This is a genomic window from Variovorax sp. Root411 (assembly GCF_001425205.1).
Classification (GTDB): Bacteria; Pseudomonadota; Gammaproteobacteria; order Burkholderiales; family Burkholderiaceae_C; genus Variovorax.
The window spans coordinates 630,805-644,271 of record NZ_LMDW01000016.1 but is presented as its reverse complement, the minus strand read 5'-3'; the positions used below and the strand labels follow the sequence as shown (position 1 = coordinate 644,271).

13 protein-coding genes are annotated in these 13,467 nt (G+C 65.0%); 12 read left to right on the top strand and 1 reads right to left on the bottom strand.

Features of this window, described 5'->3' with window-relative positions:
- Positions 1–52 precede the first annotated feature (52 nt).
- Positions 53–1,375: an amidase gene (locus ASC92_RS19615; RefSeq protein ID WP_056518796.1), complete on the bottom strand. Its 1,323-nt coding sequence runs from the start codon at positions 1,373–1,375 to the stop codon at positions 53–55.
- Between the two features lie 208 nt (positions 1,376–1,583).
- Between ASC92_RS19615 and rpsB the strand changes: the two genes are divergently transcribed.
- The 12 genes from rpsB (at position 1,584) to fabZ (ending at position 13,443) form a co-directional block, all read left to right on the top strand.
- Positions 1,584–2,336: a 30S ribosomal protein S2 gene (gene rpsB / locus ASC92_RS19610; RefSeq protein WP_007836997.1), complete on the top strand. Its 753-nt coding sequence runs from the start codon at positions 1,584–1,586 to the stop codon at positions 2,334–2,336.
- Between the two features lie 81 nt (positions 2,337–2,417).
- Entirely contained in the window at positions 2,418–3,341 is a 924-nt protein-coding gene (tsf, locus tag ASC92_RS19605) for a translation elongation factor Ts (RefSeq protein ID WP_056518794.1), read from the top strand.
- Positions 3,342–3,436: 95 nt separating this feature from the next.
- Positions 3,437–4,159, top strand: coding sequence for a UMP kinase (gene pyrH / locus ASC92_RS19600; RefSeq protein ID WP_007836993.1), 723 nt, complete (start codon positions 3,437–3,439; stop codon positions 4,157–4,159).
- A gap of 11 nt (positions 4,160–4,170) precedes the next feature.
- Entirely contained in the window at positions 4,171–4,731 is a 561-nt protein-coding gene (gene frr, locus ASC92_RS19595) for a ribosome recycling factor (RefSeq protein ID WP_056518792.1), read from the top strand.
- A gap of 8 nt (positions 4,732–4,739) precedes the next feature.
- Positions 4,740–5,459: a polyprenyl diphosphate synthase gene (gene uppS / locus ASC92_RS19590; protein WP_056518791.1), complete on the top strand. Its 720-nt coding sequence runs from the start codon at positions 4,740–4,742 to the stop codon at positions 5,457–5,459.
- A 19-nt stretch (positions 5,460–5,478) separates the two neighbouring features.
- A complete protein-coding gene (locus tag ASC92_RS19585) occupies positions 5,479–6,324 on the top strand; it encodes a phosphatidate cytidylyltransferase (RefSeq protein WP_056518789.1) in 846 nt (281 codons plus the stop codon).
- On the top strand, positions 6,321–7,511 hold the full coding sequence (gene ispC, locus ASC92_RS19580; RefSeq protein WP_056518787.1) for a 1-deoxy-D-xylulose-5-phosphate reductoisomerase: 1,191 nt from the start codon (positions 6,321–6,323) through the stop codon (positions 7,509–7,511). The genes ASC92_RS19585 and ispC overlap by 4 nt, the downstream gene beginning before the upstream one ends.
- Before the next feature lie 28 nt (positions 7,512–7,539).
- Entirely contained in the window at positions 7,540–8,913 is a 1,374-nt protein-coding gene (gene rseP, locus ASC92_RS19575) for an RIP metalloprotease RseP (RefSeq protein ID WP_056518785.1), read from the top strand.
- A 38-nt stretch (positions 8,914–8,951) separates the two neighbouring features.
- Positions 8,952–11,423 carry an outer membrane protein assembly factor BamA gene (bamA, locus tag ASC92_RS19570; RefSeq protein ID WP_056518783.1) on the top strand — a complete coding sequence of 824 codons (2,472 nt, stop codon included), beginning with the start codon at positions 8,952–8,954 and terminating at the stop codon, positions 11,421–11,423.
- On the top strand, positions 11,424–11,969 hold the full coding sequence (locus tag ASC92_RS19565; RefSeq protein ID WP_056518781.1) for an OmpH family outer membrane protein: 546 nt from the start codon (positions 11,424–11,426) through the stop codon (positions 11,967–11,969). It begins immediately after the preceding gene.
- Positions 11,970–11,983: 14 nt separating this feature from the next.
- Positions 11,984–12,961 (top strand): UDP-3-O-(3-hydroxymyristoyl)glucosamine N-acyltransferase, encoded by a 978-nt coding sequence (lpxD, locus tag ASC92_RS19560; protein WP_056518780.1) that lies wholly within the window; start codon positions 11,984–11,986, stop codon positions 12,959–12,961.
- A gap of 23 nt (positions 12,962–12,984) precedes the next feature.
- Entirely contained in the window at positions 12,985–13,443 is a 459-nt protein-coding gene (gene fabZ / locus ASC92_RS19555; protein WP_007836981.1) for a 3-hydroxyacyl-ACP dehydratase FabZ, read from the top strand.
- The last annotated feature ends 24 nt before the right edge of the window (positions 13,444–13,467 follow it).

Here is a 13,467-nt window from a genome sequence, read left to right as displayed (position 1 = left end):
TTTTCTGGATAGAAGAGATGGTTGGCGCCCGTGAGTTGGGCCGCGTCGGCTGCTATTTTTGCAGCGTGCGCTCGGCCTGGAGCGCAACTGCGAGCACGGCGTCGTCGTGCAGCGCGGCGTGCCACAGCATCAGGCCGACCGGCAGTTCGCCGTCGGCGTGGCAGGGCAGCGAGATGGCGCAGCCGTCGAGCATGTTGACGATCGACGGGTTTCGCAGCAGCAGTGCATTGACGCGGAAGAATTCGTCATCGCGCTCGGTGCCCGGCGCCACGCTGGCGATGGACGGCGCGGTGATCGGCACGGTCGGCGACAGGACGGCGTCGAATGGGGCGAGCGCGGTTTCGACACGCGCGATCCAGTCGCGGCGGGCGTGGATCAGGTCGATGTATTCGTGCGCCTTCATCGTGGCACCGCGCAGGATGCGCTGGACCACGCGCGGATCGTAGCCTGCGCCGCTGCGCTCCAGCAGCAAGCGATGCCAGGCGTACGACTCGGCTGCCGAGAAACCGCCGGTGGCGTTGATGGTCGTCAATTCGGCCAGTTCGGGCAGTTCGATCTCGACGATGCGGGCGCCGGCGGCCCGCAATGCCTTCAGCGAGCGCTCGAAAGCGGCGGCCACGGGGGGGTCGATACTGTCGAAGAACACGTTCTTCACTACCGCCAGCCTGTAGGCGGCCGGCGAGGCGTTGCCGGCGGTCACGCGCCGCGCGGCGAGGATTTCGTGCGCCGTGATGGCGTCGCGCACCGACCGCGTCATGGCGCAGACCGTGTCCAGCGTGGTCGAGAGCGGCAGTGCGCCTTCCGCGGGCGTCAGCCGGGCCGTGTTCTTGAAGCCGACGATGCCGTTCAGCGCCGCCGGGATGCGGATCGAGCCGCCGGTGTCGGAGCCCAGCCCGATGAACGCAGCGCCGCTGGCCACCGACACCGCTGCGCCGGACGACGAGCCGCCCGGGATGCGGGGCGTGGCGGTGTCGCATGCGTTGGCCGGCGTGCCGTGGTGCGGATTGACGCCGACGCCCGAGAAGGCGAACTCCGTCATGTTGGTACGGCCGGTCAGCACGCCGCCCGCGGCGCGCAGGCGTGCCACGGCGAGGGCGTCGGCCTCGGCAGCGGGCGCATGGGCCAGCACTGCGGATCCGGCGGGCGTTGGCTGGCCTTCGACATCGAACAGGTCCTTCGCGGTGAAGGCCAGTCCGGAAAGACGGCTGTCGGGGGCCGACGCGGCGGCGGTCTGGCGGGCCTCGTCGAACATGGTGCGGGTGAAGACGTGCGCGCAGGCCGGGGATTGGGCGATGCCGATGGCGCGCTCCATTTCGGTGCGGGCATCGGAGCCACCTGCCAGAAGGGTGAAGCGAGTGGCGTGAAGGTCGTTCATGGGGGCTGCGGATGCCGTGAGGCGGCTCGGTTTCGAGGGAGAAGGGGCGGCGGCCGTGCTATACTCTTTGGGTTTCGCTGGCAAAGCGACGGCTTTCGTTGCATCCAGCCAGACACATCCGCAAACCGGCCCAATCAAGGTGTTGTGACTCCGTTCAAAAGAGCACAAAACGGGCTGGATTTTAGACCCAACCTTTGGAGTAATTTCAATGTCTACCACCATGCGCGAAATGCTGGAAGCAGGTGTCCATTTCGGTCACCAAACCCGCTTCTGGAACCCCAAGATGGCCCCGTTCATCTTCGGCCATCGCAACAAGATCCACATCATCAACCTGGAAAAGTCGCTCCCGATGTTCCAGGACGCGATGAAGTACGCCAAGCAGCTCACCGCCAACCGCGGCACGATCCTGATGGTCGGCACGAAGCGCCAGGCCCGTGAAATCGTGGCGGCAGAAGCCCGCCGCGCCGGTGTGCCTTTCGTCGACACCCGCTGGCTCGGCGGCATGCTGACCAACTTCAAGACCGTCAAGACCTCGATCAAGCGCCTGAAGGACATGAAGGCCCAGCAGGAAGCCGGCCTCGACTCGCTGAGCAAGAAGGAGCAACTGACCTTCTCGCGCGAAATCGAGAAGCTCGAAAAGGACATCGGCGGCATCCAGGACATGACCGCGCTGCCCGACGCCATCTTCGTGATCGACGTGGGCTTCCACAAGATCGCCGTGGCCGAAGCCAAGAAGCTCGGCATTCCGCTGATCGGCGTGGTGGACTCCAACCACTCGCCCGAAGGCATCGACTACGTGATCCCCGGCAACGACGACTCGTCGAAGGCTGTCACGCTGTACGCCCGCGGCATCGCCGACGCGATCATCGAAGGCCGCAACAGCGCCACCGGTGACGTGGTCAAGGCCATTGCCGAAGGCAGCGACGAATTCGTCGAAGTCGAAGAGGGCGCTTCGGCCTGATTGGCGCGCTCGCGAGCCTGAAGAAGGGGCTTTGGGGCCCCTTTTTTTTAACCTGATTTTTGGATTTACGGAGATACAACAATGGCTGCAATCACCGCAAGCATGGTCGGCGAACTGCGCGCAAAGACCGACGCGCCGATGATGGAATGCAAGAAGGCCCTGACCGAGGCCGACGGCAACATGGAAAAGGCCGAAGAGCTGCTGCGCATCAAGCTCGGCAACAAGGCTGGCAAGGCATCGGGCCGCATCACTGCCGAAGGCGTGGTCACGGCTTTCGTCGACGGCGCTGCCGGCGGCATGATCGAAATCAACTGCGAAACCGACTTCGTCACCAAGAACGACAGCTTCCTGGCCCTGGCCAATGCTGCTGCAATGCTGGTCGCCAAGCACAACCCGGCCGACATCGCCGCGCTGGGCGCGCTGGCCTATGAGCAGGACGGTTTCGGTCCCACGCTGGAAGACGTGCGCAAGGGCCTGATCGGCAAGATCGGCGAGAACATGAGCTTCCGCCGCTTCAAGCACTTCAACGGCAACGGCAAGCTGGCTTCGTACCTGCACGGCACGCGCATCGGCGTGATGGTCGAGTTCGAGGGCGACGATACGTCGGCCAAGGACGTGGCGATGCACATTGCCGCCATGAAGCCGGTCGCCATCCAGGCGTCGGACGTGCCTGTCGAGCTGATCGAAAAAGAGCGCGCCGTGGCTGCCGGCAAGGCTGCCGAAGACCGCAAGGTGGCCGAGGCCGAAGGCAAGAAGCCGCAGCCCGACGACATCGTTGCCAAGCGCATCGAAGGCGGCGTGCAGAAGTACCTGAAGGAAGTCTCGCTGCACAACCAGCCGTTCGTGAAGAACGACAAGCAGACCGTCGAGCAGATGCTCAAGGCTGCCGACACCTCGATCAAGGGCTTCACCCTGTACGTGGTCGGCGAAGGCATTGAGAAGAAGGTTGACGACTTCGCTGCGGAAGTCGCCGCGCAGGTCGCAGCAGCCAAGGCCGCTGCCTAAGCCTTTCGGGCTCCAGCGACGGCGCGCCACGCGTGCCGTCGCTTTTTCATCGCTACGTTTTACACTCGTCCCCGCCAAATCAAAGGAAATTGCCCATGTCTGATGCCCGCCCAGCCCACAAGCGAATCTTGTTGAAGCTGTCGGGAGAGGCATTGATGGGCGATGACGCCTTCGGCATCAACCGTGCCACCATCGTGCGTATGGTGCAGGAAGTGGCCGAGGTCGTGAACATGGGCGTCCAGGTGGCGGTCGTGATCGGCGGCGGCAACATCTTCCGCGGCGTCGCGGGCGGATCGGTCGGCATGGATCGCGCTACGGCCGACTACATGGGCATGCTGGCCACCGTGATGAACTCGCTGGCGCTGGCCGACGCAATGGACAAGCAGGGTCTCGTGGCCCGCGTGATGTCCGCCATTGCCATCGAGCAGGTGGTCGAGCCCTATGTGCGCCCCAAGGCCCTGCAGTACCTCGAAGAGGGCAAGGTCGTGGTGTTTGCGGCCGGCACGGGCAATCCGTTCTTCACCACCGATACGGCCGCCGCGCTGCGCGGCGCCGAGATCGGCGCCGAGCTCGTGCTCAAGGCGACCAAGGTCGACGGCGTCTACACCGCCGACCCCAAGACCAACCCCGATGCAACGCGCTACGCCACGCTGACTTTCGACGAGGCGATCGCAAAAAATCTCGGCATCATGGACGCCACGGCCTTCGCGCTGTGCCGTGACCAGAAGCTGCCGATCAAGGTGTTCTCGATCCTCAAGAACGGTGCGCTCAAGCGCGTCGTGATGGGCGAGGACGAGGGCACGCTGGTGCATGCCTAGGAGTATTTGAGATGACCATTGCAGATATCCGCAGTGCGACCGACGCGAAGATGAATCAGTCGCTCGCCGCATTCCAGAACAACCTCACCAAGATCCGTACCGGCCGTGCCAATTCGGCGCTGCTCGACTCGATCCACGTCGAGTATTACGGCTCGCAGGTGCCGCTGAGCCAGGTGGCCAACGTGTCGGTGCTCGATTCGCGCACCATCAGCGTCCAGCCTTGGGAAAAGGGCATGGGCGCCAAGATCGAAAAGGCCATTCGCGAAAGCGACCTGGGCCTGAACCCCGCCTCGATGGGCGACCTGATCCGCGTGCCGCTGCCCGCCATGAGCGAAGAGCGCCGCAAGGAAATGACCAAGCTGGTTCGCAACGAAGGCGAAACCGCCAAGATCGCCACGCGCAACCTGCGCCGTGACGCGAACGAGTCGGTCAAGAAGCTGGTCAAGGACAAGCTGGCCTCCGAAGACGACCAGAAGCGTGCCGAAGCCGAAATCCAGAAGGTCACCGACCGCCACATCGCGGAAATCGACCGACTGATCGCGGCCAAGGAAGCGGAGATCATGGCCGTTTGAGGCCTGCCATGGCCTCGTCAGCGCCGCGCATTCCCCACCACGTTGCCATCGTCATGGACGGCAACGGCCGTTGGGCGACGCGGCGTTTCCTGCCTCGCGTTGCGGGGCACAAGCAGGGCGTCGAGGCGCTGCGGCGCTGTGTCAAGGCCTGCGCCGATCGCGGCGTGGGCGTGCTCACGGTGTTTGCGTTCTCTTCCGAGAACTGGAACCGGCCCGTCGAGGAAGTCTCCGGGCTCATGGAGCTGATGGTCGGGGCGCTCGCCCGCGAGGTGCCCAAGCTCAGCAGCGACGGGGTGCGGCTGCATTTCGTCGGCGAGCGGGGCGGCCTGTCGCCGAAGATGGTGAAGGGCCTGGTCGACGCCGAGGTTGCCACGGCGCACAACACGCGCATGGTGCTCAACGTCTGCTTCAACTACGGCGGCCGCTGGGACATCGCGCAGGCCGCCGCCAGGCTGGTGGCGCAGGGCGAAGCGATCACCGAGGTCAGCCTCGACCGCGCCATGGCCCTGGCCCACGTGCCCGACCCCGACCTGTTCATCCGGACGGGTGGCGAGCAGCGGTTGTCCAATTTCCTGCTCTGGCAGAGTGCCTACGCCGAGCTCTTCTTCAGCGACAAGCTTTGGCCCGAATTCGACGAGGCCGCGTTGGACGAGGCGATTGCCGCGTTCCAGGGCCGCGAGCGCCGCTTCGGCCAGACCTCGGCACAGGTTTCGACGGCTGCGGCCTGAAGAACTCCCAACCTCACGCATGCTCAAACAACGCATCCTCACGGCGATCGTGCTGCTCGCGATCCTGCTGCCGGCGCTGTTCTACCGAAACTACATCCCCTTTGCCTGCGTCATGCTGGTGTTGATCGGCGCGGCTGCCTGGGAGTGGGGGCGCCTGAACGGATATGGCCAGCGGCTGTCGGTGTTCCTCGGCTTCGAACTGGTGGTGCTGTGTGCGCTGTCCTGGTGGCTGGGGTTGTTGGAGCGGCCGCTGGTGCTGATGTGGACCCTGGCCAGCGCAGCCTGGGTGCTGGGCGGCGCGGCGCTGCTGCGCGTGGCGGTGCCGGGCTGGCCCCGCATTCCGCGTGGGCTGCGGCTGGTCGGCGGCTTGCTTGCGCTCTGGGTGGCGTGGCTTGCCGCGGTGCAGGCGCGCATGATCGGCATCAACTTCCTGCTGTCGATCCTGGTGCTGGTGTGGGTGGCCGACGTGTTCGCCTATTTCGCCGGCCGTGCCTTCGGCCTCAGGTTCACGCGCAACAAGCTCGCGCCCGCGATCAGTCCCGGCAAGAGCTGGGAAGGTGTCTGGGGCGGCATGATCGGCGTGGTGGTGCTGGCCTTTGCCTGGGTCTGGGCCGACAGGGCCACCGGCGCCGCCGTGGCCAGCCTCTACACCCGTCTCAACGAGCGTGGCTGGTGGCTTTTGCTGCTCGCCGCGTTGTTTCTCTCGGCCATGAGCGTCGTGGGCGACCTCGTCGAATCTCTCATCAAGCGCAGTGCCGGCGCCAAGGACAGCAGCCGGCTGTTGCCCGGCCACGGTGGTGTTCTCGACCGCGTGGATGCCCTCTTGCCGGCGCTTCCCATTGCCATGATGCTGGCTTTCCTGTGAACTCACTCAGAAGACAACGCGTCACGGTGCTCGGCTCGACCGGCTCGGTCGGCGTGAGCACGCTCGACGTTATTTCGCGCCACCCCGAGCGCTTTGAGGTGTTCGCGCTTTCGGCTGCCACCAAGGTCGACGAGTTGCTGGCGCAGTGCGCCCAGTTCTCGCCGCGGTTCGCCGTGATGGCCAGCGCGCCGCATGCCGCGATGCTGGCTGAAAAGCTGAAGCAGAACAGCCTGAAGACGGTTGTCCTGATGGGTGACGGTGCTCTCGAAATGATAGCATCCCACGACGAAACGGATGCCGTCATGGCCGCCATCGTCGGTGCCGCGGGCCTGGGGCCGTGCCTGGCCGCCGCGCGCGCCGGCAAGCGCCTGCTGCTGGCCAACAAGGAGGCGCTGGTCGTCGGTGGCGAGCTCTTCATGCGTACCGTGCGCGAGGGCGGCGCCACGCTGCTGCCCATCGACAGCGAGCATTCCGCCATCTTCCAGTCGCTGCCCGAAGACCCGTCCACCTGGGCTCGGCGCATCGACAAGATCATCCTGACCGCCTCGGGCGGCCCGTTCCGCACCCGTGCTCCGGAAACCCTGGGTACGGTAACCCCCGAGCAGGCCTGTGCCCATCCGAACTGGGTCATGGGCCGCAAGATTTCGGTCGACTCGGCCACCATGATGAACAAGGCGCTCGAGGTGATCGAGGCGCGTCACCTGTTCGGCGTCTCGCCCGAGCAGATCGAGGTCGTCATCCATCCGCAGAGCGTGGTGCACTCGATGGTGCAGTTCACCGACGCCTCGGTCATCGCACAGCTCGGTACGCCCGATATGCGGGTGCCGATCGCGGTGGGCCTGGCCTGGCCCGAACGCATCGAGAGCGGAGCCGCGCGGCTCGACTTCCGCCAGATGGCCTCGCTGACCTTCGATGCGCCCGATGCGGCGCTCTTTCCAGGGCTGGGCCTGGCATGGCACGCATTGCGCGCCGCACCAGGCACGACGGCGGTGCTCAACGCCGCCAACGAGGTTGCGGTGGAAGCTTTCCTGAGCCGCCGCCTTCGGTTCGATTGCATACACGCGGTCAACATGGAAACTTTGGAAGCGATCTCTCCCTCCAAACCGGCATCGCTGGCCGACCTGCTGGCGATCGATGCCAGCGCCCGTGCGGCGGCCAATGCCGCAGCGCTGCGCTTCGCAGCCTGACGACTCCCTTTAGAGCCCAAGGATCCCGATGCTGCTCACTGTCATAGCCTTTGTGGTCGCGCTCGGTGTGCTGATCGCGGTACACGAATACGGGCATTACCGCGTGGCCGTGGCATGCGGCGTCAAGGTCGAGCGCTTCTCCGTCGGATTCGGCAAGGCGCTGTTCCGCTGGCAGCCGAAGCGCCAGCATCCGGGGCAGCAGACCGAATTCGTCATCGGCGCGTTTCCGTTGGGCGGCTACGTCAAGATGCTCGACGAGCGCGAAGGGCCGGTTGCGCCCGAAGAGCGCCATCGTGCCTTCAACACCCAGCCCCTGCGTTCGCGCGCGGCCATCGTCGCGGCGGGGCCTATTGCCAATCTGCTGTTGGCCGTCGTGCTTTACACCGCGGTCAACTGGATCGGCGTGCAGGAGCCGGTCGCCAGGCTGGCGCGGCCGGTGGCGGCTTCGTTGGCCGAGGCCGCGGGCCTGCGCGGTGGCGAACAGATCACCCGAGCGGGCTTCGATGAAGACCTTTCGCCGGTGCAGTCCTTCGAGGACCTGCGCTGGCGCATGACGCGCGGCGCACTGGACGGCCATGACCTGACACTCGAAGTGGCAGGCGAGGGCGGCCGGCCGGCGCGGCAACTGGTGCTGCCGCTGAGCCGCATGGAGGCCAAGGATGCCGATCCTCAGATGTTCCGCAAGATCGGCGTGCTGGCACCCCTGACCAGGCCTGAGATCGGTGAAGTCATGGCGGGTAGCGCCGCCGAGAGTGCCGGTCTTCGCAACGGCGACCTGGTGCGTGCCATCGGAGGCACGGCCATCGTCGACGGGCAGCAGCTGCGTGAAGCGATCCGGGCGTCGGTCGACGGCGGCCAGCCGCGCACGCAGGCCTGGCAGGTCGAGCGCGGTGGCCGGTCGCTCACGATCGACGTGAAGCCCGAGGTGCGGGAAGAGGGCGGCAACAAGGTCGGTCGCATTGGCGCGTACGTTGGTGCGCCGCCCGAAATGGTGACGGTGCGCCAGGGGCCGGTCGACGGTGTCTGGCGCGGCGTGGTGCGCACCTGGGAGGTATCCGCGCTGACCGTGCGCATGATGGGCAAGATGGTCATCGGCGAGGTTTCGCTCAAGAACCTGAGCGGTCCGCTCACGATCGCCGACTACGCGGGCAAGTCCGCAAGCCTCGGCTTCACTCAGTATCTGATCTTCCTGGCGCTCATCAGCGTGAGCCTCGGGGTCCTCAATCTCATGCCGCTGCCGGTCCTCGATGGCGGACACCTGATGTATTATCTTTGGGAGGGCCTGACCGGCAAGAGCGTCTCCGACGCTTGGATGGAACGGCTTCAGCGCGGGGGTGTGGCCCTGCTGCTGGTCATGATGTCGGTCGCACTCTTCAACGACGTCACGCGGCTCTTTGGTTAACTTTCAGCCGGCCCTTTCCGTGCCGGTTCAATTCACAGATGAACAAAAACTTCAGTCGCTTTCGCCTGCGTAGCGTTGCCGCGGTGGTCGCCAGTGCGCTCGCCGCCACGGCAGCTTGGGCCGTCGAGCCTTTCACGGTGCGCGACATTCGCGTCGAAGGCCTGCAACGCGTCGAAGCCGGCACGATCTTCGCATCGCTGCCGCTGCGCGTGGGCGATACCTACAGCGACGAGCGCGGTTCAGCCGCCATTCGTGCGCTGTTCGACCTGGGGTTGTTCAAGGATGTGCGCATCGACGTGAACGGCAACGTGCTGGTGGTGATCGTCGAAGAGCGGCCGACCATTGCAGACGTCGATTTCGTCGGTTCCAAGGAGTTCGACAAGGCGGCTCTGCAGAAGGCGCTGCGCGAAGTCGGGCTGGCCGATGGCCGCCCCTACGACAAGGCGCTGGCCGACCGTGCCGAGCAGGAGCTCAAGCGCCAGTACGTGAGCAAGAGCCTCTACAACGCGCAGGTCGTGACCACCGTCACGCCCATCGAGCGCAACCGCGTCAACCTGACCTTCACCGTGACCGAAGGCGATTCGGCCCGCATCCGCGAAGTGCACGTGGTGGGCAACAAGGCCTTCAGCGAGTCGACGCTGCTGAGCCTGTTCGACCAGGACAGCGGCGGCTTCATGAGCTGGTACACCAAGTCGAACCAGTACTCGCGCGCCAAGCTCAACGCCGACCTGGAAACCCTGCGCTCGTACTACATCACGCGCGGCTACCTCGAGTTCCGCATCGACTCGACCCAGGTTGCCATTTCGCCGGACCGCAAGGACCTGACGGTGACCGTGAACATCACCGAAGGCGAGAAGTTCGTTGTGTCGAGCGTCAAGCTCGACGGCAACTACCTCGGCCGCGACGAGGAGTTCAAGTCGCTCATCACCATCAAGCCGGGCGAGCCCTACAACGGCGAGCAGGTCACTGAAACCACCAAGGCCTTCAACGACTATTTCGGCACCTTCGGCTACGCGTTCGCACGCGTGCAGGCGCGCCCCGAAATCGACCGTGTCAACAACCGGGTGGCGCTCACGCTGCAGGCCGAACCTTCGCGCCGCGTGTACGTGCGGCGCGTGTCGGTGGGCGGCAACAACAAGACCCGCGACGAAGTCATTCGCCGCGAGTTCCGCCAATACGAGGCCTCCTGGTACGACGGCGACAAGATCAAGCTCTCGCGCGACCGCGTGGACCGCCTGGGTTTCTTCACCGAGGTGAACGTCGATACGCAGGAAGTGCCCGGCTCGCCCGACCAGGTGGACCTGACCGTCAACGTGGCCGAAAAGCCTACTGGCAGCCTGCAGCTCGGCGCCGGCTACTCGAGCGCCGAGAAGGTTGCACTGACCTTCGGCATTTCGCAGGAAAACGTGTTCGGCTCGGGCAACTTCCTGGGCGTGCAGGTCAACACCAGCAAGTACAACCGCACGTTGTCGCTGACGACCACCGACCCGTACTTCACGCCGGATGGCATCTCGCGCACGATCAGCGTGTATCACACGACGACACGGCCGTATTCGACGACCATCGATGGCGACTACAAGCTGGTCAACCAGGGCGCTTCGATCCGCTTTGGCGTTCCGTTCAGCGAGGTCGATACGGTCTTCTTCGGCATCGGCCTGGAGCGGTATGCGTTCGATCCGAACAAGACGACGGCACTCGCGGGCTTGACCACGCCGCGCTCCTACCTCGACTACTTCCAGTGCCATCTCAACACGAGCCCTGTGAGCAACGGTCCGCTGCTGCCGCCGACACCGGCCGGCTGGCTCGTCACGGGCTGCTCGCAGGACAGCGTCTGGGGCGTGCCGCTGAGCGTAGGCTGGGGCCGGGACAGCCGCGACAGCGCGCTGATTCCGACCACCGGGCGGCTTCAGCGTGCCAACCTCGAACTGGGGGTGGCGGGCGACATGAAGTACGTCAAGACGAACTACCAGTACCAGCAGTTCTTCGCGATCAACAAGCAGTACACCTTCTCGATCAACGGCGAAGTCGGCTATGCCAAGGCGCTGGGCGGCAAGGTCTATCCGATCTTCAAGAACTTCTATGCGGGTGGTCTCGGCTCCATTCGCGGCTTCGAGCAAAACTCGCTGGGTCCACGCGACGTGCCGCTGTCGGGCCAGAGCGAAGGTGCTGCTTTGGGCGGCACCAAGAAGGCCATCTTCAACGCGGAACTGAGCACCCCGTTCCCGGGCGCCGGCAACGACCGCACGCTGCGCCTGTACGGCTTCTTCGACGTCGGCAATGTGTTCGGTTCGCGTGCCGCCGGCCTGACCGACGAGCAATGGAAGGCCGAGAAGAAGCTGCGCGCTTCCGTCGGCCTGGGCATCAGTTGGATCTCGCCGCTGGGCCCGCTGCGCCTCGCCTACGCCTTCCCCATCAAGTCCCAGAAGGAAGTAGGGGTCCCGCTGACGCCCGGCTACATCCCGAAGGATAGAATTCAGCGCCTCCAATTCCAGATCGGAACGTCTTTCTAAATGAAGCATTTGATTCGCGCCGCGGCAGGCGTGTTGTTGATCCCCGCTCTCGCGTTCGCTGCGGTGCCCGCCCAGGCGCAGGAAACCTTTCGCATCGGTTTCGTGAACCCGGACCGCGTGCTGCGCGAGGCGCAGCCGGCCAAGACTGCCCAGGCAAAACTCGAAGCCGAGTTCCTGAAGCGCGAGAAGGATCTGACCTCGCAGGGCGATGCCCTGAAGGCGGCTTCGGAGAAGTTCGAGCGCGAGGCGCCCACCCTGTCGGAAAACCAGCGGGCCACGCGTCAGCGCGCGCTGGTCGACCAGGACCGCGACTTTCAGCGCAAGCGGCGCGAGTTCCAGGAAGACCTGAACTCGCGCAAGAATGAAGAGCTCCAGCAGGTCTACGAGCGCGCCAACCGCGTGGTGAAGCAGGTGGCCGAGGCCGAGAAGTACGATGCCATCCTGCAGGAGGCGATCTACATCAATCCCAAGCACGACATCACCGACAAGGTGATCAAGGCGCTGAACGCGTCGGTCAGCTCTCCTGCGCCTGCGGCCGGCAAGTAACGCCGGGAGTCGGCGTGTCACTGCAGCTCGGAGCCATCGTTGACGCCCTCGGGGGCGAACTTCATGGCGATGCGGCGCTGTCCATCGAGCGGTTGGCGCCGCTGCAGAATGCGCAGCCCGATGCGCTCAGTTTCCTGAGCCATCCCAAATACCAGCAGGAATTGGCGGCTTCGAAGGCCGCTTGCGTGATTGTGTCGCCGGCCATGCGCGAGGCGGCCGCGGCGCGCGGCGCTTTCATCCTCACGCCAGATCCATACTTCTACTTTGCCCGCCTGACACAGCTCTGGAAGGCGCACCACGCGCGTCCGGAAGTCGATCGCATCCATCCCAGCGCGGTGATCCACGCAGAGGCGCAAGTCGATGCCACTGCGCGAATCGGCGCGCTGTGCGTGGTGGAGCGGGGCGCGCGCATCGGTGCGGGCACTGTGCTGAAGTCCCGGGTGACGGTCAGCGAAGACTGCGCCATCGGCGAGCGCTGCCTGCTGCACCCCGGTGTGGTCATCGGTGCCGACGGCTTCGGCCTGGCGCCGCACGAGGGGCGCTGGATCAAGATCGAGCAGTTGGGCGCGGTGCGCATCGGCAACGACGTCGAGATCGGCGCCAACACTTGCATCGACCGCGGTGCGCTCGACGACACAGTGATCGACGACGGCGTGAAGCTCGACAACCTGATCCAGATCGGCCACAACGTGCGCGTCGGCAAGAACACCGCCATGGCGGGCTGCGTCGGCGTGGCTGGCAGCGCCACCATCGGCGCCAACTGCACCTTCGGCGGCGGTGCCATCGTGCTGGGCCATCTGACGGTGGCCGACGGCGTCCATGTGTCCGCCGCAACCGTGGTTACCCGTTCGATCCACAAGGCCGGCCAATACACCGGCATGTTTCCCATCGATGACAATGCGAGCTGGGAAAAAAATGCGGCAACGCTCAAGCAGTTGCACAGCCTGCGCGAACGACTGAAGGCGCTGGAGAAGGCTCCCTCGAAAAAATGACGACGATGCAGGAACAGAAAATCATGACAAAGCCAGCGATAGCGCTCGATATCCATCAAATCCTCAAGCTGCTGCCCCACCGCTACCCGTTCCTGCTGGTGGACCGCGTGCTGGACATGGAAAAGGGCAAGCGCATCACGGCGCTGAAGAACGTGACGATGAACGAGCCGTTTTTCAACGGCCACTTCCCGCACCGTCCGGTGATGCCGGGCGTGCTGATGCTCGAAGCCATGGCCCAGGCCGCGGCCCTGCTGTCGTTCCACTCGCTCGACATCGTGCCGGACGACAACACCGTCTATTACTTTGCAGCCATCGACGGCGCACGCTTCAAGCGGCCCGTGGAACCCGGCGACCAGCTGACGCTCGAAGTCGAGATCGAGCGCATGAAGGCCGGCATTTCCAAGTTCAAGGGCCGGGCCCTGGTGGGCAGCGAACTCGCCTGCGAGGCGACGCTGATGTGCGCCATGCGCCAGATCAACTGATCCGGCCGCAGTTGTTTCCACAAG

Bases quoted from the DNA above. Each gene is read 5' to 3' on its own strand.
- ASC92_RS19615 (WP_056518796.1), bottom strand. From the start codon at position 1,375: ATGAACGACCTTCACGCCACTCGCTTCACCCTTCTGGCAGGTGGCTCC.
- rpsB (WP_007836997.1), top strand. From the start codon at position 1,584: ATGTCTACCACCATGCGCGAAATGCTGGAAGCAGGTGTCCATTTCGGT.
- tsf (WP_056518794.1), top strand. From the start codon at position 2,418: ATGGCTGCAATCACCGCAAGCATGGTCGGCGAACTGCGCGCAAAGACC.
- pyrH (WP_007836993.1), top strand. From the start codon at position 3,437: ATGTCTGATGCCCGCCCAGCCCACAAGCGAATCTTGTTGAAGCTGTCG.
- frr (WP_056518792.1), top strand. From the start codon at position 4,171: ATGACCATTGCAGATATCCGCAGTGCGACCGACGCGAAGATGAATCAG.
- uppS (WP_056518791.1), top strand. From the start codon at position 4,740: ATGGCCTCGTCAGCGCCGCGCATTCCCCACCACGTTGCCATCGTCATG.
- ASC92_RS19585 (WP_056518789.1), top strand. From the start codon at position 5,479: ATGCTCAAACAACGCATCCTCACGGCGATCGTGCTGCTCGCGATCCTG.
- rseP (WP_056518785.1), top strand. From the start codon at position 7,540: ATGCTGCTCACTGTCATAGCCTTTGTGGTCGCGCTCGGTGTGCTGATC.
- bamA (WP_056518783.1), top strand. From the start codon at position 8,952: ATGAACAAAAACTTCAGTCGCTTTCGCCTGCGTAGCGTTGCCGCGGTG.
- ASC92_RS19565 (WP_056518781.1), top strand. From the start codon at position 11,424: ATGAAGCATTTGATTCGCGCCGCGGCAGGCGTGTTGTTGATCCCCGCT.
- fabZ (WP_007836981.1), top strand. From the start codon at position 12,985: ATGACAAAGCCAGCGATAGCGCTCGATATCCATCAAATCCTCAAGCTG.